Here is an 18,836-nt window from a genome sequence, read left to right on the forward strand (position 1 = left end):
ATACGTCACCAGCTATTGGGCAGATCGCCTGGAACACCGGCCGTGATCCGGCCGTCGTTCACAACCTCTAGCTGACGAGCATTAAGAACCGTTGAATCCCGGTCGCTCCGCCGTGCCGTGGCGGCACAGGTGGATCGGTGCCGGCGGTCGTTGCCGGCCTCGGCATCAGGCGAACCGTCGAGCGAGTGGAACGGCGCGGATCACCTGTCGGATCACGCCATCGCCGGCCCGATCCCTCGGCTGCGCCGTGCCGTACTGGGAATCGCGAACGGCCGCCGCATAGCCTTCGCCGCGTGCCTGCTTCATGGCCGCCTCGAACATCTTCTCGATGACCGGGTAACAATCGTCAGGCAGGTAGGCATTGGGAGTGTCGGTCCCATAGACCAGTGCCATCTTCGACAGGGTGCTGCCCAGAAGAGCACTCCATTCCTCGGTTGTTCTTGCCATGTCTTTTCCCTCGTTTCGCCGGGCTATCAGTTGAAGGCGCCCTGCGGCTTGCCCGACGGCCGGACTATTGCATCCGCCGGAGCATGACCCTGTCACCGCGGTAACAGGGTCAAAGCACTCCCGGTTCATCGAGGGAAACGGCTTCAGCGATGCATCCACTCGGCACCTTCGGCGCGGAGGAAGTAGAGCAGGTCGAGCACAAGACTGGGCCGGCCGAGCGAGGTCACAATCGCGTGGCATTGTCCACGATGATGGGTCTGGTGGTTGAAGAAGTGAGCAAGCGCCGGACCAAGCGGCTGGCTGATCTGCACTGGGTTGGCCACCGTGACGTAGCTGATCGTTTCGGCGAGCTGTTTCTCGTCGAGCGAGTTGGTCCAGTCGATGATCCGCTGGTCCTCGGCGATGCGCGCCTGCCGCAGGGCATCGATGTCCTCGAAGAGAATGGCGTCGAGACGGGGTGGGACGGCACCGGAACCGGTGAAGCGACGCATCCAGATCCGGTCGGCGGCGAGAAGGTGATTCAGCGTGCCGAGCAGGGAGCCGAAGAAGGCGCCCTTGTTCTCGCGCAGGGCGGAAGGCGACAGGGCAGCGGCCTCCGCATAGAGGATCCGGTTTGCCCAGGCGTTGTAGGCGGCGAACATCTTGTAGTGATTGAGCATGGCTGGTTCCGGAGGGTGCGTTGGAGATGGCGGACAGCCTATCATCCCGTCGCGTCATTGGCGGTGCTGCGACACATGAAATTTTCTGATTTGATAGCGACCTCCGAATTGGTCCAAATCGCGCGACTCAAGCGGGAGCAGCAATGACACGTAAACTCTATGCCCTCAGCGGCGCCGACAGGACGCGCCAGTTTTCCCCGCACGTCTGGAAAACCGTGATGTCGCTCGCGCACAAGGGCCTCGACTATGAGACGATCCCGGTTGCGTTCACCGAGATCCCGACCATCGAGGACGGTGGTACAGCCACCTTGCCGCTGCTTCGCGACGGCGAGCGGCTGGTGCGCGACAGCTTCGATATCGCGCTCTATCTCGACGACGCCTATCCCGACCGGCCGTCGCTGTTTGCCGGCGATGGCGGCAAGGCCATGGCCCGCTTCATAGAGAACTGGACGCAGTCGACGCTGCACATGGCCGTCACCCGCATCGCCATCCTCGACATCCACAATCTGCTCGGTCCTGCGGATCGGGAGTATTTTCGGCGCAGTCGCGAGGAGCGCCTCGGTGCTTCCCTGGAGGACATCGCCGCCGCGGGTAAGATTGAGATCGAAGGCTTTGCCAAGAAGTTCCAGCCTTTACGCAACATGCTGAAAAAGCAGCCCTTCATCGGCGGCGAAGGCCCGCTTTTTTCGGACTACATCGTCTTCGGTGCATTGCAATGGCTGCGCACGACCGCCGGCACGAAGGTGCTCGAAAGCGACGACCCGGTCGCCGACTGGTTCAACCGGTGTCTGGACCTGCACGGCGGCGTCGGCCATCGTGTGACAGCTGCATGAAACTGCGATGCGGAGCGGCGCGTTCGCCTCGCCCCTCTTGTTTTCCGGGGCATTGGCGGGTAATGAACCGCCACTTTTCACGAACACCAAGGGAAACGAGAGAATGGCGATTGAACGCACCTTTTCGATGATCAAGCCGGACGCCACCAAGCGCAACCTGACCGGCGCCATCACCAAGATGCTCGAGGACGCAGGCCTGCGCGTCGTAGCGTCGAAGCGCGTCTGGATGAGCCGCCGCGAAGCCGAAGGCTTCTACGCCGTCCACAAGGAACGTCCGTTCTTCGGCGAACTCGTCGAGTTCATGTCCTCCGGCCCGACCATCGTCCAGGTCCTCGAAGGTGAGAACGCGATCGCCAAGAACCGCGAAGTCATGGGCGCCACCAACCCGGCCAACGCCGACGAAGGCACCATCCGCAAGGTTCACGCCCTGTCGATCGGCGAAAACTCCGTCCACGGCTCCGACGCCCCGGAGACCGCCGCCGAAGAAATCGCCTACTGGTTCTCCGGCACCGAGATCGTCGGCTGATCCGATTTTGCAGGCCTTGATCGCAAGTCCTTGAACGGGCTTGGCGACGGCCTCGCAAAAAACCTCAAATGACAAATCGCCCGAAGCCTGCGCTTCGGGCGATTTGCTTTCTGGGACATAGGCGTCCACGCAAAAGCGGGAGGCGTGGCACAGGCGTCCGTGCAATACGGGGAGTGCGCTGGTCGCCCATATCTCAGCCGTCATGCCTGACCTGACCCGGCATCCAGTGCGCAGTTCTCGCGCGAGATGTCTTTCGCGCCGCGGACGCTGCGCTGTTGGACCCCGCCTCAAGGCCGGGATGATGGAGGGCGTGGCATAGGCGTCCACGCAAAAGTGGGAGCGCTCTGCGTCAACATTTCCACCCGTGATGCCGGACTTGATCCGGCATCTAGGCGCGCAGTCTCGCGCGAAAGAGGTGTCTTTCGCGCCGCGGACGCGGCGCTGCTGGATCCCGGCTCAAGGCCGGGATGACGGAGGGCGTGTCACGCCGGATCTGAACCAGCATCCAGGCGCGCAGTTCTCGCGCGAAAAAGGTATCCTTCGCGACGTGGACGCGGCGCTGCTGGATCCCGGATCGCGGCTTGGTTGACGGAGGGCGTGGCATAGGGGGCCACGCAAAGTGGAGTGCTCTGGTCGTCAACATCTCACCCGTCATACCGGACCTGATCCGGCATCCAGTCAGCAGTTCTCATGCGAACAAGGTGTCATTCGCGCCGCCGTTGCGGCACTGCTGGATCCCGGCTCAGGGCCGGGATGACGGATGGTGGGCACTACGCGAGGTCCTCTTCATACTCCCGCTGCGCGTCCAGAAGACACTGGTCCAGCGTCTTGCCCGGTGCATAGAGGTCAACCTCCGGCGGCGCGGCGACACCGGGCACCAGCCGCGGGCAGGGCTCGACCTCGCCAAGAACCGTCTTGACCGGTATGACGCCTGCCCAGATCGGCAGGGCGAAATCCGCCTCGTCGTCGCCCACGCCTTTCGCTCGGACCTTGGCCGAGGCCTGCTCGATCTCCATGCCGATGATGGTCGTCGCCTTCGCCTCCTGGGTGGTGATCGGCCGCAGCCCGGCGGAGCGGTCGGGATAGAAGCGGTCGACGACGGCGCGCATGGCAGCTGCCTTTTCTTCCGCGTCGTCGATGATCCGGGCAGTCCCGAAGCACATGGCCGCGCGGTAGTTGGCGGAGTGGTTGAAGCCGGAGCGGGCGAGAACCAGGCCGTCGAGGTGCGACACGGTCAGGCAAGCCGGCATGCCCGCTTTCAGGTGCCGGAGCATCCGGCTTGCCGACGAGCCATGCCAATAGAGCCGGTCGCCTTCGCGCCAGAACAGCGTCGGCGTGCAATAGGGCTGGCCGTCGATCACATAGGCGACGTGACAGAGGAGTGCGGCGTCGAGGATGGCATGTACCGCCGCGCGATCGTAGCTTGCCCGCTCGTGCAGGCGCTTCACTCTGTTGCGGTCCGTGACCGGGTAGCTCGTTGACGGATCTAGTTGCCGTTCGGCGGACATGGGCCTTGCCTTTCCTTTGATCTGACGTCTACATGGCGCATGTCAATGGTTCGAATAAGCTCCAATCCTGCGATAAAAGAGAAGACCAATCTTCCAGATTGGTCGGCGCTGGTTCCCGTGCTGCCGGGGCAAGGGCCGCGCACGCAGGCGCTCTACGAAGCGATCCGGCGACTAATCGAGGCGGGAACGGTGCCGCCCGGCGCCAAGCTGCCGCCGACCCGTGATTTGGCGGCGCGCTTGCGCACGTCCCGCATCTCGGTGGTCGCCGCCTTCGAGCGGTTGGTCGCCGACGGCTTTGCGACCGCGCGTGTCGGCGCCGGCACCTTCGTCAGCGACGACGTGCCGCTGATCGGGTCGAGCGCGCATCCGGTCGCGCCCGCGGCAAAGGCGGCCATGCCGCTGCCCGGAACACTTGGCGTGGCGACGGCGGACGAGCGCACGCTGAAGATCTTCCGCACACTGCTGTCGCGCCATCTGGCACGACCGACGCCGGAGCATTTCCATTATGGCGACCCCAGGGGTGGGGCAGGGCTGCGCGAGACGATCGCCGCCTATCTCCGGACGGCGCGCGGCGTGCGCTGCGATGCCGAGCACATCGTCGTCACTACCGGTACGCAGCAGGGCCTCGACCTCTTCGTCCGCTCGATGCTGAAGCCGGGCGACGGCGCCTGGATCGAGGATCCGTGCTATCCGAGCGCGCGTGCCGCCTTCGAGGGCAACGGTATCCGGCTTCAAGGGGTGCCGGTCGATGCGGAAGGGCTCGATCCGGAGCATGGCGCCGCACTGATGCCGGGCGCCCGAGCCGTCTATGTCACGCCGTCGCACCAGTTCCCGCTCGGCGTGGCGATGACGATGCGCCGCCGGCTGGCGCTGATCGAGTGGGCAAGGCGCAACGATGCCTGGATCGTCGAGGACGACTACGACAGCGAATTCCGCTACGCCGGGCCGCCGTTGACGGCGATGCAGGGGCTCGATGCCTCCGGTCGCGTCGTCTATCTCGGCACCTTCTCAAAGGTGCTGCTGCCCGGCCTGCGCATCGGCTACGCCGTGCTACCCGATGACGTCATGAAAAAGGTCATCGCCCTGCGCGCGCGGACGGACCGCTTTCCCTCCACGCTCGCCGAAGCGGCGCTCACGGACCTCATTCGCGGAGGTCATCTTGCCGCTCACCTGCGCCGCGCCCGCCGGAAGATGACGGCCGCGCGCGACGCACTCATCGCGGGGCTGGAGGGTGCGCGCGGCCTCACCATGACCGTTCCGGAACAGGGGCTGCATCTGCTCGTCGAGCTGGATCCGTCCGTCAGGGATACCGAACTTGTCGAGGTCGCGCGCTCGGTCGGGTTCGGGGTGCGGGCCCTATCGGCCATGGCGGTGTCGCAGCCGCCGCGACAGGGGCTCGTGATCGGCTTCTCCGGTTTCTCGCCGGAAGCGCTGTTCAAGGCTGCCAATGCCCTCAGGTCGGCGCTGGAAAGGCGCCAGATTTAGCGGCCGAGGTCGACCGGACATTTCGCCGTCTCGAAGTGATCCGGCGCGTTGCCGTTTCTGAACACGCGCGGGTTCTTCTCGTATGCCGGGCCGATGACAAGCGGTTCGGCGGGAAGGATGCTCTGGTCGGCATCGGAGGTGACCGTCGTCTCCAGGGTTTGCAGCACCGCCCCATCCGGCCCGTTGACACGGATTACCACCCGATAGGGCCTGGCCTTCTTCACGCAGGTAATGTCCGGGCTTTCCAGCACCACCTTCTCCAGTTGCGGAAAGAGCTTGCGCGTCAGCACCAGCGGCTCGCCACCGGCCGGATTCTCGAATTCGGCCGTGACAGTCGAACCGTCTGGCACGGGTTCGGTCCGGCTAAGCGTGATCATGTAGGTCGCGTAGGCGAGCCTGTAGTTGAAGACGAACAGCTTGCCGGTCAGTTGCAGCGGATCGGGGCCGATCTCGCGTTGGCAGGCGGCGAGCGTCATTGCCAGTGGCAGGGCGAAGAGCAGGCAGGCGGCCAAACGGACGACTGTCTTCATGGATTGGCCTCCTCCCGATGACGATAGTAGTGCCGGCTTGCCTTCGCGCGGTTGCCGCAGATTGCCATGTCGCACCAGGTCCGCGAGCGGTTGCGGCTTTTGTCGAGGAAGAGCCAGCCGCAATTGGGGCAGATCTTCAGCCGGTCCGGTGCCGCGTTGACGGTCAGGCGCAGGGCGGAATGGGCGGTGGCCGCGTCGAGCGCGCCGGCACGGTTCCCCGAATGGCGCAGCGTGTCGGCGATCGCCTCCAGCAGTTCTGCCAGCCGGGTCGGCGTGCCTTCGCCGCTCGCCTCGGCGCGAAAATGCAGGTCGATCGCCTCGCGTAGGTCGAGAAACGCTGCGCGGCGCTCCGGTGCGACCGAAACGAGTGGCCCGGTCCGCTCACGTTCGGCGCAAAGGTTGTTTGCCGCGCCCGCAAAGGCGTCGATCGCCTTGACGTCTGCATAGCGGTCGATCCGCCGTGCCGGATCGAACCGCAGCACGACCGAGTTCGCCACGTCCAACGCCAGCGCGCCGCCGGCAAAACGATGCGGGGTCCAGGAAAACGTCATGCCAACACCCTAACTGGTAAAATTGATTTTACCAGTTATGATGCGAATGTCACCCGCGAGGCTGCCCATGGCTTATTTCCTGCAGCAACTTGCCAATGCCGTCCCAGTCTCCGCGCTCTATGCGGTGCTTGCCTTTGGCTACGCGATCGCCTTTTCGGTAACGCGGCGCGCCGATGTCAGCTTCGGGGCGATCTTCGCCTTCGCCGCGCAGATGTTCATCCTCTTCGCCGACTATGGCTGGAACCGGCTATGGCTCGTTCTTCCGGCAGCCCTTGCGCTGGGTGCGGCCATGGCCGTCGTCTTCGGCATGGGGGCCGCCATGGTGTCCGGCCGATACGTCATGCGTCCGCTCGCCTTCTCTTCGGACAACACGGTCGTGGTGGCCGCACTCGGTGTCGTGCTGGTGCTGATGGAGACGGCGCGGCTGGCCTCGAACTCCCGCAACCTCTGGCTTCCGCCGCTCCTGAACCGACCATTGGATCTGTGGGGGGATCCTACTTTTCCGGTAACGCTGACCGTTCTGCAGGTAATGAACGCCGCGCTGATGGCGGGGATCGTTCTGGCGGGCCATCTCTTTCTTTCCCGCTCCCGGTGGGGGCGGCGCTGGCGCGCCGTCTGCGACGACCGCAAGGCGGCGGAACTCTGCGGCGTCGATTCAGGCGGTGTCTTCCTCGCCGCCTTCGCGCTTGCCGCCCTGATTGCCTGCCTCGCCGGCATCCTTGCCGCCAGCTATTACGGCAATATGGATTTCGGCGCCGGCCTGAACTTCGGCGTCAAAGTGCTGTTCATTGCCGCGATCGGCGGCTATTCGACGCCAATCCTGTCGGCGCTCGGTGGTGCAGCCGTCGGGCTCGCCGAGACGATCTGGAACGCCTACGGCGCGTTTCTCTGGCGCGACTTCGTCATCTATTCCGCGCTGGTGCTGCTGCTGGTGATCTTCCGGCGGGAGAAGGGGATACCGTAGCGGCTAGCAGGCCGGGTTCACCGAAGGTGGTTCAGCTATTCCTGCCACTTCGCCCGGGCCCGATCGTCCGTATCCTTGGCCTCTACCCATCCGCCCGTGCTGCCGTCGGCGCGATGCTCCTTCTTCCAGAAGGGAGCGGAGGTCTTGAGGAAGTCCATGACGAAGGAGGCGCCATCAAAGGCAGCGTGGCGATGCGGGGCGGTGGCGACGACGAGGACGATGTTCTCGCCCGGTGCGATCCGGCCGACGCGGTGGATGGCGGCGATGCCTTCCAGCGAGAACCGCTCGACGGCGTCGTTGCAGATGCGCCGGATCTCCGCCTCCGCCATCCCGGGATAGTGTTCGAGCTCGAGGGCGGAAAGACTGCCGCCTTCGTCGCGGCACAGGCCGGTGAAGGTGACGATCGCGCCGATCTGGCTGCGCCCTTCCGTCAGGGCCGCCGTCTCGACCATGGGGTCAAAATCCTCGCGCTGAACCCGGACGACGACGGGCTGGGCGGCAACGGGAATGTTGGCCGCGCCGGTCATGGTTCAGCCACCGGTCATCGGCGGGAACAGGGCGATTTCGCGCGCGCCCGCGATCGATTCTTGATGCTCGACGTGCTCGTGGTTGACAGCGACGCGGATAACGTTCTCGTGCTCGAGGGCGATTTGATACTCCTCGCCGAGTGTCTTCAGGTGCTTCAGCAGGTCTCCTGCGGTCCTGACGTGGCCGGGGAGGTCGATCTCCTCTTCGTCCCGTCCGATCCGCTCGCGCACCCAGGCAAAGTAAACAAGCTTGGTCATCATTCGCCCACGATATGCTTTAATCCGGCGCGGAAATAGTCATAGCCAGTATACATGGTGATCGCCGCTGCAATCCAGAGCAGCACGATGCCGATCTCCGTCGTATACGGCAAGTACTTGGCGCCGGCCGGGCCGGCCAGCAGGAAGCCGATGGCGAACATCTGGATCGTCGTCTTCCACTTCGCGATCCGGGTGACCGGTACGCTGACCTTCAGTTCTGCCAGGTATTCGCGCAGGCCGGAGACGAGGATCTCGCGGCAGAGAATGATGATCGCGGCCCAGATCGTCCAGCCGGCAATCGTCCCGTCCGCTGCCATCAGAAGTAGCACCGAGGCGACCAGCAGCTTGTCTGCGATCGGATCGAGCATGCGGCCGATATTGGAGGTCTGCTTCCAGATGCGCGCCAGATAGCCGTCGAAGAAATCGGTGATGGAGGCGGCCGCAAACAGGCCGAACGCCGACCACCGGGCGAAATCCGAAGACTGCAGCCTCCCCTCTACGAAAAAGCACAGGACGATCAACGGAACGGCGAGGATCCGAGCGTAGGTGAGGAGATTGGGGATGCTGTAAGCGGTGGCCATGGATTCACAGTCTCGGACGGGGTTTCCGTTTAGTTGTGGGCTTTGTGACAGGTCCGTCAACTATTTGCGAGACCTTTTCGCCGGGAACAAGGCAATATTCCGATGATGCCCATGAAAAGCACATAGGACGGTTCGCCGCATGGTGATGGCAGTTGCGGTTTGCCCGCACCGGCACGGACAATCCTGAAGAAAGATTTTCATTTTTCTTCGAATAATTTGCGGTTCGTGTTCGTTTTTCGACAAAAAGCGCGTTTTGCCGGTGCGACCCCATTGACCTTGGGTTGCATTTGGCTATTTTCGCGCGTCGCAGCAAAACAGCATCGAGTTTGGAAAGGGTGGATCCTCTATGGGGATCGTCGGCGGAGAACGTTTGTCGGTTGACGGCTATCTGGCACAGGATTTGTACCAGAGCGATGTCGTGACTCTTGCCGACGGCGGTTTTGCGGTTGCCTGGGGCAGCGTCCCTGCGGATGGCGTCGCTGACGTGCTGCTCTGCGTTTTCAATGCCGATGGCACGCTCCGGTCGAAGATGGAATTTTCAGTCCCCACGCAATCCGCCCAGTTCGTGCCGCAACTGACGGCTCTTTCAGATACCGGCTTCGCCATGGTCTGGAGCGGCGAGACCGCGAACGACGATGCGGGGATTGCCGTGCGCCTGTTCGATCGCGACGGCAAGGCGCTGGGCGACGCTGCAACGACCGTGAATGCGCAAACGGACGGCGATCAGTTTGCGCCACAGATTTCCACGCTCGCCGACGGCGGCTACGTGATCGCCTGGACCACCGCCGGTGCGCCGGGCGAAGCGGGCGGCCTGTCGCTCCGAGTGTACCATCGGGACGGGAACGCAACCGACTTGTCCATCGACGGCTTTAACGCGGAAAGCCAGCCAGGCTACAAGATCGTGGCGCTTGCCGGCGGCGGCTTTGCGGTCGTCTACGAGGCGGCACCTGCCGAGGGGGACACCCTCGGTTTGCGCATGCGGATATTCGACGCTGACGGCACGTTGCAGACGGATGCAGCCGTTGCGATCTCTTCGGGCAAGGCCTGCCTGCAACGCAATCCGGCCGTCACCGCCCTTGCCGACGGCGGTTTCGTGGTTGCCTGGGAAGGCGACCGGCACAATGACGCCGACGGTATCGCCCTGCAGATCTTCAACGCCGACGGCACCGCGCGCGCCCAGACCGACTTCGCCGTCAACAGCCATACCGATGGCGAGCAGCACGATCCGGTCGTGACGGCCCTGAAGGATGGCGGTTTCGTTGTCCTGTGGCGCGGTTCGACCTTGCACGATCCTGACGGCGGCCTGGCGATGCAGGTCTACAATGCGGATGGCAAGACCCGTATTGCCGGCGACATTGCAGTCAATGGCTATACCCAGGGCCTGCAAAGCAGTCCATGCGTCGTGGCGTTGGCAGGCGGCGGCTTCGCCGTAGCCTGGGCCACGCAAGACAAGGATGGATACAGAATCGTGCTCAAGGTCTTCAATGCGAGCGGCACCGCGCGCATGGAGATCGAGGAGCCGTTGGACGGCACCACCGCGGAACTACACGGTTCGCCCGGGATCGTTGCGCTTGCGGACGGCGGCCTCGCCTTGACCTGGCAGGCCAAGGCTGCGGATGGCGTTCACATCTACGAAAAGGTTTTCCGGGCCATCAACGACGCCCCGAGCGGTGAAAGCACGATCCGATACATCAAGGAAGACGGCAGCTATGTCTTTTCAGTCGAGGACTTCGGTTTCAGGGACGCCAATGGCGATGCGCTGAAGGCCGTGAAGATCATCGCGGTGCCGGCGAACGGCACATTGACGGTGAATGGCAGGATCGTCGTCCCCGGGCAGGAGATCAAGGCCGCAGACATCGAGGCTGGCAAGCTTGTCTGGGCCGTGGGCCAGAACCTCAACGGGGTCGGGCTCGGCGCCCTGTCCTTCAATGTTGTTGACGATGGCGGCAAGGACCACGGCGGCGTCGACACCGATCCCTTCATCCGCAAGATCACCTTTGACGTCGCGGAGGTCAACGACGACCCCGTCGCCAGGGTGGTGACGGGCTCGACCTACGAGAACGCGCTGTTCACGATCGAGGTTGCCGATGCCGTGATCGACGCGGACAACGACAACCTGACGATGCTCAACGCAAAGATCGTCTCCGGCTTCGGCTCGGTGATGATCGATGCGAAGAAGATGCTGATCTACAATCCGATGGGCGGGGCAAACCCGAACATCGGTGACGGCGACACCCGCACGGTCGTCATCAGCTACACCGTGTCGGACGGCAGGGGTGGCACCGCGACCGCGACCATTACCCTGACCGTCATGGGCATCTCGGCCGACATCTTTTCCGGGACGAGCGGCGCTGACCGTCTGACCGGGACCAGTTACGGCGATCTGATGTACGGCAAGGGCGGAGAGGATACGCTTCGCGGCGGCGCCGGCAACGATCTGCTCGACGGCGGCAGCGGGGCAGACGCGCTGAAGGGCGAGGCCGGCAACGACAGCTATGTGGTCGACAATGCCGGGGACAAGGTCATCGAAGCCGCCAATGGCGGAACGGACACGGTCCAGGCGAGTCGGAGCTACACGCTGACCGAGAACGTCGAAAAGCTGGTCCTGATCGGAGCCGGAAACTACAGCGGCACCGGAAACGCCCAGAGCAACACGATCACCGGCAATGCCGGTGCGAACGTCCTCAAGGGGCTCGATGGCAATGACAGGCTTTCGGGCGGCGCCGGTGACGATCGTCTTGATGGCGGCAACGGAAACGATGTCTTGAACGGCGGTGCCGGCGCGGACACCCTCTTGGGCGGCGCCGGCAACGACACCTACGTGGTGAACTGTGCCGGCGACACAGTGGTCGAGGCCGCCGGCGGCGGCACGGACACCGTCGAGGCAGGCTGCAGCTACACCCTTGCCGATCATGTCGAGCGGCTGGTCCTGACCGGCACGGGCAGCCACTCCGGCACGGGCAATGCGCTCTCCAACCGCATCGTCGGCAATGCGGCCGACAATGTCCTCAAAGGTCTCGATGGCAACGATGTGCTTTATGGCGGAAGAGGAAACGACAGGATCTACGGCGGTAACGGCAGCGACAAGATCGACGGCGATGCCGGCGCCGATACGCTGTCCGGCGGTTCGGGTTGTGACACCTTCGTGTTCCGTTCCGTATCGGACAGCACGGCTGCCATTGGCGGTCGGGACACCATCGTGGACTTTTCGAAGGCTGCCGGCGATCGGATCGATCTCAGCGGTATCGACGCCCGCCAGGCAAGCAGCGCGGACAACGCCTTCGTCTTTATCGGCAAGTCCGCTTTCACGAAATGCGCGGGCGAACTGCGCTATCAGAAGAGCGGCAGCGACACGCTTGTCCTTGGCGATACGGATGGCGACGGCAGGGCCGATTTCAGCATTCTCGTCACAGGTAGCGTCGCGTTCGCGAAGGGCGATTTCCTGCTGTAGCGGACGTCCCCGGTGGTCGGTCGACCCGTCCGCCGATGATCGACACGCCCTGCATCTGGCATCTAACGTGCCGCGTCCTCATGAAAATGGTTGTAGACCAGCCGGGCGACGCTTTCGGAAATGCCCTCGACGGCCATGAGATCCGAGATGCCGGCGCGCGACACCGCTTTTGCCGTGCCGAAGTGCTGCAGCAGCGCGCGCTTGCGGCTCGGTCCGATCCCGGCGATCTCGTCGAGCGGGTTCTTCACCATCTCCTTCTTGCGCCGCGCCCGGTGCGAGCCGATGGCAAACCGATGCGCCTCGTCGCGCAGGCGCTGGACGAAGTAGAGCACCGGATCGCGCGGCGGCAGCGAGAAGTCCGGCGTGCCGGTGGCAAAGAAGCGCTCGCGGCCCGCCTCGCGGTCGGCACCCTTGGCGACGCCGATCGCGATCACCTGGTCGGTGATGCCGAGGTCCCCCAGGATCGTCCGCACCGCGGTCATCTGCCCCTGTCCGCCGTCGACGAGAATCACGTCCGGCCAGGCGGGGAAGGGCAGGTCAGCGGCGTCGGCGCCTTTGTCCGCGCCCGCATCGGCGCTGCGGTCGGGCAGGCCCTCTTCCTTGATCAGACGGGAGAAGCGCCGCGTCATCACCTCGCGCATCATGCCGAAATCGTCGCCCGGCGTGATGTCGGTCGACCGGATGTTGAACTTCCGGTACTGGTTCTTGACGAAACCTTCCGGGCCGGCGACCACCATTCCACCCACCGCGTTCGTGCCCATGATGTGCGAGTTGTCGTAGATCTCGATCCGCCGCGGCACGTAGGGCAGCTTGAAGGTCTGCGCGAAGCCCTCCAGCAGCCGGGATTGCGAGGCGGTTTCTGCGAGCTTGCGGCCATGCGCCTCGCGCGCGTTCGCCAGCACTTGGTCGGCCAAATCCTTCTTCTCGCCACGCTGTGGCACTAGGATCGACACCCTGTAGCCGGACTTCTCGCTCAGCGCCGCGGCGAGCAGGTCCAGTTCCTCGATCTTTTCGGACAGCAGGATCTGCCGCGGGCAGGGCTTGTCGTCGTAGAACTGCGCCAGGAACGCGTTCAGCACCTCGGCACCTGTAAGCTGCGGGTCGGCCTTCGGGAAGTAGGCGCGGTTGCCCCAGTTCTGGCCGGTGCGGAAGAAGAACACCTGGATGCACGAGATCCCGCCCTCGTGGTGGATGGCGAAGACGTCGGCCTCCTCGACGCCGGCGGGGTTGATGCCCTGGTGGCTCTGGACATGGCTCAGCGCCGCCAGCCGGTCGCGGTAGACGGCGGCGCGCTCGAAATCCAGCTCCTCCGCCGCCTCGTTCATCGCGGCTGCGATCTGGCCCTTCACGTTCTGGCTCCTGCCGGACAGAAAATCCTTCGCCTCCTGCACCAGGTCGGCATAGCCGGCGTCGCTGATCTCATGGGTGCAGGGCGCTGAGCAGCGCTTGATCTGGTAGAGCAGGCAGGGCCGAGTGCGGCTCTCGAACACGCTATCGGTGCAGGTGCGCAGGAGGAACGCGCGTTGCAGTGAGTTGATCGTCCGCCCGACGGCGCCAGCCGAGGCGAAGGGTCCGAAGTAGTCGCCCTTGCGGCTGCGGGCGCCGCGATGCTTGAATATCGCCGGCGCGCGGCTGTCGGCTGTCAGGAGGATATAGGGAAACGACTTGTCGTCGCGCAGTTGCACGTTGAAGCGCGGGCGCAACCGCTTGATCAGGTTCGCCTCGAGCAGCAGCGCCTCGGTCTCGGTGCGCGTCGTGACGAACTCCATGTTGGCCGTCTCGCGAATCATCCGACCGATTCGATTGGAGTGGCCGCGTCCGAGCGCGTAGTTGTTGACGCGCTTCTTCAGGCTGCGCGCCTTGCCGACATAGAGCACGTCGCCGGCCTCGTTGAACATGCGGTAGACGCCGGGACTGTTCGGCAGGCGCTTGACGAAGGCCTGGATCAGCTCCGCGCCGCGCAGTCCTTCCTGCACGTCGACCGTTTCCGACCACTCGATCGCGGGCAGCGGTGAGGGGGCGGGCTGGGCCTCGGCTGCCAGATCCTCCTCGTCGTCCCGTTCGTTCTCGTCATAGAGGATGCCGCCATCCTCGATTGGCCTTCCGGTGGTCATTCCGCGATCTCCGCCACGTCTGGCGTCTTCCAGGCGAGCTGCTGCCTGCCGTCCAAAGCCATCATTTGCCCGGTAATCGATGGCGTGTCGAACAAAAAGCGAACCGACCGGCCGAATTCCTCAAGCTGCGGACCGGATCGAAGCGGGAGCGCATCGGTCTGCGCCCGGAAATCGTCTCCGCTCTGCAGTTCGTTTGCAGCGTCCTATGAAGAACATTCTGCCCGTATTGCGTCACCGTTGCTTGTTCAATCCGAGAAATCTCGAATAACGCGTCTGCTTAAGCCGGACAAGGTGAGAGTTTCCAGAGAAATTAACAAAACGTGTCTTCATTGTAATATTCAAAGCGGTTTTTGAAGTATATTTGATGCTTTTGGATTTATGGTTAACAAATTACCTGTTGTTGGAAAGCAACATCTTAATCTGATCACGCCGTTGCCACGAAAATTCCACATTTTGGCTCTTTCAAATCCTCAATCTTTATTCAATTTGATCTCAAGCGGGCGGTCTGAACCGTATATTAGTAATACCGAATTGGCCTATAGTTTGCCGTCGGTATGGAAATGCAAAGGAGAATAGCATGCGCACCCTGATCATCACCCTGATGGCTTCCGCAATGTCGATCGCTGCCTTCCAGGCGGCTCATGCGGCCGACGCCGTCGACCAAATCCCGCAGGCTCCGGCTGCGGATTACTCCGAGCCCGTCGGCGGCAACTGGGCCGGTGGCTACGCGGGTGGTACGGTCACCTGGCAGCATGGCAACTTCGAGAAGCAGAGCGGCAACGGCGCCAACGGCTTTGGCGGCGGCGTCTATGGCGGCTACAACATGCAGAACGGCCAGCTGGTTTACGGTGGTGAAGCCGACGTGAACTACTCGGGCATCGACTCGAAGAATGCCACCCGCGAGGCCAAGCAGGGCGTCAACGGTTCGCTGCGCGCCCGCGTCGGCGTCGATCTGAACCCGGTCCTGCTGTACGGCACGGGCGGTGTTGCCGTCGCGCGCTCGAAGATGGAAGACGACACCTCGTCCGACAAGCGCACCATGTACGGCTGGACCGCCGGCGTTGGTGCCGAAGGCTTCGTCACCGATAACGTCACGGCCCGCGTCGAGTACCGTTACACCGACTACGGCGACAAGAAGTTCAGCCTCGACTCCGGCAACGTCCGGGCCGGCCAGGACGAGCAGAGCGTCCGCGTCGGCATGGGCTACAAGTTCTGATCCAGCCGATCAGGCAGACATTGAAAGGCCGGGCGCAATCGCCCGGCCTTTTTGCATAGGCGAATAGGCCGTCCTCGGCCGTCGTCTACGGTGGCACTCCACTTCTGTCATCCCGGACCAGATCCGGCATCCATCGCGTGATGTCCATCGCGCGTGAGATTCAAAACAAACCGACGGCCATTGGTCCTGCACGGCGCAGACGCGCCGTGGCGTCATGCCGGATCGGGTCCGGCATGACGGGTAGGGACGGCGCGCGCCCCTCAATCCTTGAACTTCGAGTAGTCCGGGAACGCCGCCTCGAACTTTGCCAGGTAGCGCTTCAGCTTCGGCCGGCCCCGCTGCCATTGTCCGGCGAAGCGCAGCTCGATGTAGCGCAGCATGGCGGCCAGCGCGAAATGGCCGCCGTGCGGCTTCTTGCCGAGCCGCGGCATGTTGCCCTCGAGCAGGTCGAGCGCGCGTTCCACTTTGCCCCATTGCCGGTCGATCCAAGGCTGGTGAACCTTGTCTTCGGGCCGGAAGCGCTTCTCATAGACGATCGCCAGCAGGCAATCGCAGATACCGTCCGCGGTCGCTTCGAGCACCTCTGCCTCCGTCCGCTTGGCGCTTGCGCGCGGATAGAGCTTGCGGCCGGTCTCGCGGTCGATGAACTGCATGATCGCGCGGCTGTCGAAAACGGCCAGGCCGCTGTCGGTCACGAGCGTCGGGATCTTGCCGAGTGGATTGGCGGCGATCAACTCCGCCGGATCGGCCGTGGTGTCGACAGCGATATGCTCGGCATCAAGCCCGCTGTAGTGGGCCGCCATGCGCACCTTTGTGGAGTAGGGTGAGGCCGGCGAATAGAAGATCTTCACGTATGTTCTCCTGATTGAATGGTCCGACTGGGGCCGATTCCAGCAAAAGGCGCGGGGCGCGCGTAAAAACAGGAGGTTAGAGCATTTTCGCGATTCGGTGAAAAGCCGAAAGTCTCTAGCGAACCGGCGGCTGGGTTATGGTCTTCGCCTTGCAGGCGGTCCGATCGACCTCGGGGCAATCGCGGAAATCGAGGCCCGGCGTCATGCAGATGCGGATCTCATCGAGTCGGCCCCCGTCGCAGGTCACGGCGATGCCGCGTTCGCTCAGTCCCGGATTGGTCGCAACCAGCGCCGCTTCGATCGCGTCTGTGGCCAGCCGCTCGCCGGACCCCTCTTCCAGGCTGTCGGGGATGGCGATACGGGCGAAGGCCGCGCGGGTGGCGGCGAGATAGTCGCGCTGCGACAGTCCCGAGCAACTGCCGTGCTTGCGCCACTGATGTCCGATCAGGCCCAACGACGGAATGATGTCCAGATACTGACGGCCGAGCCCCGCCGGCACCCGGTCGGGTTCGCGCGAGCGGCAGTATTCCGGAAAGCCGCGCTCGAACTGCGGCCACAGGCCGTGCACGATGAAGCCGGCGTTGCGGCCGCTGCGGCACTGCTCGCCGCGGCCGGCCGCATCGTTGTCCATGCACCAGGTCGGCGACCAGGACAGCGACAGCACGTAAAAGTCGAAGCCGTGCCCCAGCGGTGCCGGCGCCTTGACGGCGACCGTTTCGCCGGCGGAGGCGGCCGGCTTCCCACTGTTAGACTGTGGGGCTTCTTCGCCGCATCCGGCAAGAGCCAGCGGCAGGGCGGCAGCAAGCAGAAGCGCGGCAAGACGGGCGGCAGGGCGCCGGTCAGTCGTATCCGGATCGGGCACGGCTCAATAGGACGGCTGAAGCGACGCGCAATGGGCGCCGTACACATACCAGGGATCGAGGTCCGGAATGCAGAACTCGATGCTGCGCCCGACTCCGGCAAAGCCCCAGGGCCGTTCGATCAGGTAGAACAGCGGGCGATGGCTCCCGTCCGTCAGCGTCGCTTCGGCGAGGCAATATTCGCGCTGGACCGACGAGATGTACTGGTTGAACGGCTCGAACCCGGTCAGTTGCATGCGGCGGATTTCGTAGATCGACAGATCTTGCCGGATGTAGTTCGCTGCCTTGTATTCGAATCGGTGGGTGATGAAGCGAAGCACGCCTGGGTCGGTGCAGGCGCCTGACGGCCGGGCGGCCGCGTAGGTCGGCCGAGGTTCGACATAGGTGCCGTAGTCGGCGGCGTTCGCCGCTGTGACAAGGAGACCGGTGACAAGGCATGCTGACAGGGCTGCGGCGCGTGCGAACATGTTCCCCTCCGGGCCGACTCGCTGCAATAGCGATCGGCAGCGCTCCACTTGGTATGCCGGCCGCCACCAGCGTCCTCACACCTACGCTGCAGATTGCGGCCCGGACCGGGTGTGGTCAAGAGGCGAGTTGTGCTTCGCCGGCAAGCCAGAAGCTGCGCGCAGAGGCGAAGCGATCCTGCCGTAGCTTTTCCTTCAGGAACGGCAGCAGCTTCTCCAAATCGGCCTTGAGCGTATAGGGCGGGTTGACGACTATGAGGCCGGAGCCGGTCAGTCCCGTCGTCTCGCGGTCGCTGCGGACCGAAAGCTCAGCGCACAGCATCTTCGGGATCTCGAGTTCCTTCAGTGCCCTGTGGAAGTCGGCGATCGGCGCGCCCCTCTTCAGCGGATACCAAAGGCAGTACGTGCCGCCAGCAAAGCGCCGGTAGGCCTTGGCCAATCCGTCCGCCAGCCGTTCGTACTCGCCTTCTTTCTCGAACGGTGGATCGACGAGGATGATGCCGCGCTTCTCCTTCGGCGGCACGTGCGCGCCGAGCGCCAGCCAGCCGTCGAGACAGGTGATTCGGCTCTGGAAGTCGCCGTCGAACAGGCGGTGCAGGGTTTCGTAGTCGTCGGGGTGCAGTTCCATCGCAGAAAGGCGGTCCTGCGGGCGGAACAGGACACGGGCAAGCTTCGGCGAGCCGGGATAAAGCCGGACGCCGCCCTCGGGATTGAGCGCCTTGACCGCATCGAGATAGGGCGCAAGCAGCGCGGCGATGTCCGTCGGCAACTCGCCGTCGAGCAGCCGGCCGATCCCGTCACGCCATTCGCCTGTCTTCTGTGCCTCCTCGCTGGACAGGTCGTAGAGGCCGATTCCGGCGTGGGTATCGAGGACGCGGAACGCTTTGTCCTTGCCCTGCATGTAGGTGACGAGCCGCGCCAGCACCGCGTGCTTGAGAACGTCGGCGAAGTTGCCCGCATGGTAGATGTGGCGATAGTTCATTGCTTTCCCGTGAGGCCTCGACGAATGTT

Annotated in this window: 19 protein-coding genes and 1 pseudogene; 6 read left to right on the top strand and 14 right to left on the bottom strand. The window is 63.9% G+C overall.

Going from position 1 to position 18,836, the window contains the following annotated elements:
• Nucleotides 1-165 precede the first annotated feature (165 nt).
• Both J2Y48_RS13240 and J2Y48_RS13245 read right to left on the bottom strand, forming a co-directional pair.
• Entirely contained in the window at nt 166-447 is a 282-nt protein-coding gene (locus J2Y48_RS13240; protein WP_310418432.1) for a hypothetical protein, read from the bottom strand.
• A 143-nt stretch (nt 448-590) separates the two neighbouring features.
• A complete protein-coding gene (locus J2Y48_RS13245) occupies nt 591-1,106 on the bottom strand; it encodes a DinB family protein (RefSeq protein WP_310418435.1) in 516 nt (171 codons plus the stop codon).
• Nucleotides 1,107-1,249: 143 nt separating this feature from the next.
• Here J2Y48_RS13245 and J2Y48_RS13250 point away from each other — a divergent pair, with 143 nt between their 5' ends.
• Both J2Y48_RS13250 and ndk read left to right on the top strand, forming a co-directional pair.
• The gene (locus J2Y48_RS13250) at nt 1,250-1,939 is read left to right on the top strand and encodes a glutathione S-transferase family protein (protein WP_310418438.1); all 690 of its coding nucleotides are present in this window, start codon (nt 1,250-1,252) and stop codon (nt 1,937-1,939) included.
• 103 nt (nt 1,940-2,042) lie between these two features.
• Complete coding sequence (gene ndk, locus J2Y48_RS13255; protein ID WP_034803877.1) at nt 2,043-2,465, top strand: nucleoside-diphosphate kinase; 423 nt, start codon at nt 2,043-2,045, stop codon at nt 2,463-2,465.
• Between the two features lie 770 nt (nt 2,466-3,235).
• On the opposite strand, the gene J2Y48_RS13260 is transcribed toward ndk, so the two are convergent.
• Nucleotides 3,236-3,973 carry a pyridoxamine 5'-phosphate oxidase family protein gene (locus J2Y48_RS13260; protein ID WP_310418480.1) on the bottom strand — a complete coding sequence of 246 codons (738 nt, stop codon included), beginning with the start codon at nt 3,971-3,973 and terminating at the stop codon, nt 3,236-3,238.
• Between the two features lie 45 nt (nt 3,974-4,018).
• Between J2Y48_RS13260 and J2Y48_RS13265 the strand changes: the two genes are divergently transcribed.
• The gene (locus J2Y48_RS13265) at nt 4,019-5,458 is read left to right on the top strand and encodes a PLP-dependent aminotransferase family protein (RefSeq protein ID WP_310418483.1); all 1,440 of its coding nucleotides are present in this window, start codon (nt 4,019-4,021) and stop codon (nt 5,456-5,458) included.
• Here J2Y48_RS13265 and J2Y48_RS13270 read toward each other — a convergent pair.
• Both J2Y48_RS13270 and J2Y48_RS13275 read right to left on the bottom strand, forming a co-directional pair.
• Nucleotides 5,455-5,988 (bottom strand): hypothetical protein, encoded by a 534-nt coding sequence (locus J2Y48_RS13270; protein WP_405030225.1) that lies wholly within the window; start codon nt 5,986-5,988, stop codon nt 5,455-5,457. The two genes, J2Y48_RS13265 and J2Y48_RS13270, sit on opposite strands and share 4 nt — an antisense overlap.
• Nucleotides 5,985-6,539 carry a CGNR zinc finger domain-containing protein gene (locus J2Y48_RS13275; RefSeq protein WP_310418485.1) on the bottom strand — a complete coding sequence of 185 codons (555 nt, stop codon included), beginning with the start codon at nt 6,537-6,539 and terminating at the stop codon, nt 5,985-5,987. Before J2Y48_RS13275 ends, J2Y48_RS13270 begins: the two co-directional genes overlap by 4 nt.
• Nucleotides 6,540-6,606: 67 nt before the next feature.
• Here J2Y48_RS13275 and J2Y48_RS13280 point away from each other — a divergent pair, with 67 nt between their 5' ends.
• On the top strand, nt 6,607-7,503 hold the full coding sequence (locus tag J2Y48_RS13280; protein WP_310418488.1) for a branched-chain amino acid ABC transporter permease: 897 nt from the start codon (nt 6,607-6,609) through the stop codon (nt 7,501-7,503).
• A 35-nt stretch (nt 7,504-7,538) separates the two neighbouring features.
• Here J2Y48_RS13280 and J2Y48_RS13285 read toward each other — a convergent pair whose 3' ends face one another.
• Genes J2Y48_RS13285 through pgsA form a run of 3 tightly spaced genes read right to left on the bottom strand, consistent with a single transcriptional unit; the run spans nt 7,539 to nt 8,869 of the window.
• Nucleotides 7,539-8,030, bottom strand: a complete 492-nt coding sequence (locus tag J2Y48_RS13285) for a molybdenum cofactor biosynthesis protein MoaE (RefSeq protein ID WP_310418491.1) — start codon at nt 8,028-8,030, stop codon at nt 7,539-7,541.
• Between the two features lie 3 nt (nt 8,031-8,033).
• A complete protein-coding gene (gene moaD / locus J2Y48_RS13290; protein WP_310418494.1) occupies nt 8,034-8,288 on the bottom strand; it encodes a molybdopterin converting factor subunit 1 in 255 nt (84 codons plus the stop codon).
• Nucleotides 8,288-8,869, bottom strand: a complete 582-nt coding sequence (gene pgsA, locus J2Y48_RS13295) for a CDP-diacylglycerol--glycerol-3-phosphate 3-phosphatidyltransferase (protein ID WP_310418497.1) — start codon at nt 8,867-8,869, stop codon at nt 8,288-8,290. The genes moaD and pgsA overlap by 1 nt, the downstream gene beginning before the upstream one ends.
• A gap of 370 nt (nt 8,870-9,239) precedes the next feature.
• Between pgsA and J2Y48_RS13300 the strand changes: the two genes are divergently transcribed.
• Entirely contained in the window at nt 9,240-12,320 is a 3,081-nt protein-coding gene (locus J2Y48_RS13300; RefSeq protein ID WP_310418500.1) for a cadherin-like domain-containing protein, read from the top strand.
• A gap of 62 nt (nt 12,321-12,382) precedes the next feature.
• Here J2Y48_RS13300 and uvrC read toward each other — a convergent pair whose 3' ends face one another.
• Nucleotides 12,383-14,434: an excinuclease ABC subunit UvrC gene (uvrC, locus tag J2Y48_RS13305; protein WP_310418503.1), complete on the bottom strand. Its 2,052-nt coding sequence runs from the start codon at nt 14,432-14,434 to the stop codon at nt 12,383-12,385.
• Nucleotides 14,431-14,628: pseudogene (locus J2Y48_RS13310) on the bottom strand (short-chain dehydrogenase); the annotation flags it as partial. The pseudogene J2Y48_RS13310 and the gene uvrC, both read right to left, overlap by 4 nt.
• A 383-nt stretch (nt 14,629-15,011) precedes the next feature.
• On the opposite strand from J2Y48_RS13310, the gene J2Y48_RS13315 reads away from it, so the two are divergent.
• Entirely contained in the window at nt 15,012-15,650 is a 639-nt protein-coding gene (locus J2Y48_RS13315; protein WP_310418505.1) for a porin family protein, read from the top strand.
• Between the two features lie 260 nt (nt 15,651-15,910).
• Here the strand turns inward: J2Y48_RS13315 and J2Y48_RS13320 are convergent, their stop codons facing one another.
• From J2Y48_RS13320 to J2Y48_RS13335, 4 genes are all read right to left on the bottom strand, one after another.
• Nucleotides 15,911-16,501, bottom strand: coding sequence for a glutathione S-transferase (locus tag J2Y48_RS13320; RefSeq protein ID WP_310418508.1), 591 nt, complete (start codon nt 16,499-16,501; stop codon nt 15,911-15,913).
• Nucleotides 16,502-16,616: 115 nt separating this feature from the next.
• Complete coding sequence (locus J2Y48_RS13325; protein ID WP_310418510.1) at nt 16,617-17,363, bottom strand: ribonuclease T2 family protein; 747 nt, start codon at nt 17,361-17,363, stop codon at nt 16,617-16,619.
• Nucleotides 17,364-17,366: 3 nt separating this feature from the next.
• A complete protein-coding gene (locus tag J2Y48_RS13330; RefSeq protein ID WP_310418513.1) occupies nt 17,367-17,828 on the bottom strand; it encodes a hypothetical protein in 462 nt (153 codons plus the stop codon).
• A gap of 115 nt (nt 17,829-17,943) precedes the next feature.
• The gene (locus J2Y48_RS13335; RefSeq protein WP_310418516.1) at nt 17,944-18,807 is read right to left on the bottom strand and encodes a 23S rRNA (adenine(2030)-N(6))-methyltransferase RlmJ; all 864 of its coding nucleotides are present in this window, start codon (nt 18,805-18,807) and stop codon (nt 17,944-17,946) included.
• Between the last annotated feature and the right edge of the window lie 29 nt (nt 18,808-18,836).

The organism is Mycoplana sp. BE70, from assembly GCF_031455855.1.
Lineage (GTDB): Bacteria > Pseudomonadota > Alphaproteobacteria > Rhizobiales > Rhizobiaceae > Mycoplana.

Excerpts from the sequence above, each read along its gene's own strand:
- J2Y48_RS13335 (WP_310418516.1), bottom strand. The coding sequence starts at position 18,807 with ATGAACTATCGCCACATCTACCATGCGGGCAACTTCGCCGACGTTCTC.
- J2Y48_RS13315 (WP_310418505.1), top strand. The coding sequence starts at position 15,012 with ATGCGCACCCTGATCATCACCCTGATGGCTTCCGCAATGTCGATCGCT.
- uvrC (WP_310418503.1), bottom strand. The coding sequence starts at position 14,434 with ATGACCACCGGAAGGCCAATCGAGGATGGCGGCATCCTCTATGACGAG.
- pgsA (WP_310418497.1), bottom strand. The coding sequence starts at position 8,869 with ATGGCCACCGCTTACAGCATCCCCAATCTCCTCACCTACGCTCGGATC.
- ndk (WP_034803877.1), top strand. The coding sequence starts at position 2,043 with ATGGCGATTGAACGCACCTTTTCGATGATCAAGCCGGACGCCACCAAG.
- J2Y48_RS13245 (WP_310418435.1), bottom strand. The coding sequence starts at position 1,106 with ATGCTCAATCACTACAAGATGTTCGCCGCCTACAACGCCTGGGCAAAC.
- J2Y48_RS13275 (WP_310418485.1), bottom strand. The coding sequence starts at position 6,539 with ATGACGTTTTCCTGGACCCCGCATCGTTTTGCCGGCGGCGCGCTGGCG.
- J2Y48_RS13260 (WP_310418480.1), bottom strand. The coding sequence starts at position 3,973 with ATGTCCGCCGAACGGCAACTAGATCCGTCAACGAGCTACCCGGTCACG.
- J2Y48_RS13265 (WP_310418483.1), top strand. The coding sequence starts at position 4,019 with ATGGTTCGAATAAGCTCCAATCCTGCGATAAAAGAGAAGACCAATCTT.
- J2Y48_RS13330 (WP_310418513.1), bottom strand. The coding sequence starts at position 17,828 with ATGTTCGCACGCGCCGCAGCCCTGTCAGCATGCCTTGTCACCGGTCTC.
- J2Y48_RS13240 (WP_310418432.1), bottom strand. The coding sequence starts at position 447 with ATGGCAAGAACAACCGAGGAATGGAGTGCTCTTCTGGGCAGCACCCTG.
- J2Y48_RS13270 (WP_405030225.1), bottom strand. The coding sequence starts at position 5,988 with ATGAAGACAGTCGTCCGTTTGGCCGCCTGCCTGCTCTTCGCCCTGCCA.
- moaD (WP_310418494.1), bottom strand. The coding sequence starts at position 8,288 with ATGACCAAGCTTGTTTACTTTGCCTGGGTGCGCGAGCGGATCGGACGG.
- J2Y48_RS13280 (WP_310418488.1), top strand. The coding sequence starts at position 6,607 with ATGGCTTATTTCCTGCAGCAACTTGCCAATGCCGTCCCAGTCTCCGCG.
- J2Y48_RS13250 (WP_310418438.1), top strand. The coding sequence starts at position 1,250 with ATGACACGTAAACTCTATGCCCTCAGCGGCGCCGACAGGACGCGCCAG.
- J2Y48_RS13285 (WP_310418491.1), bottom strand. The coding sequence starts at position 8,030 with ATGACCGGCGCGGCCAACATTCCCGTTGCCGCCCAGCCCGTCGTCGTC.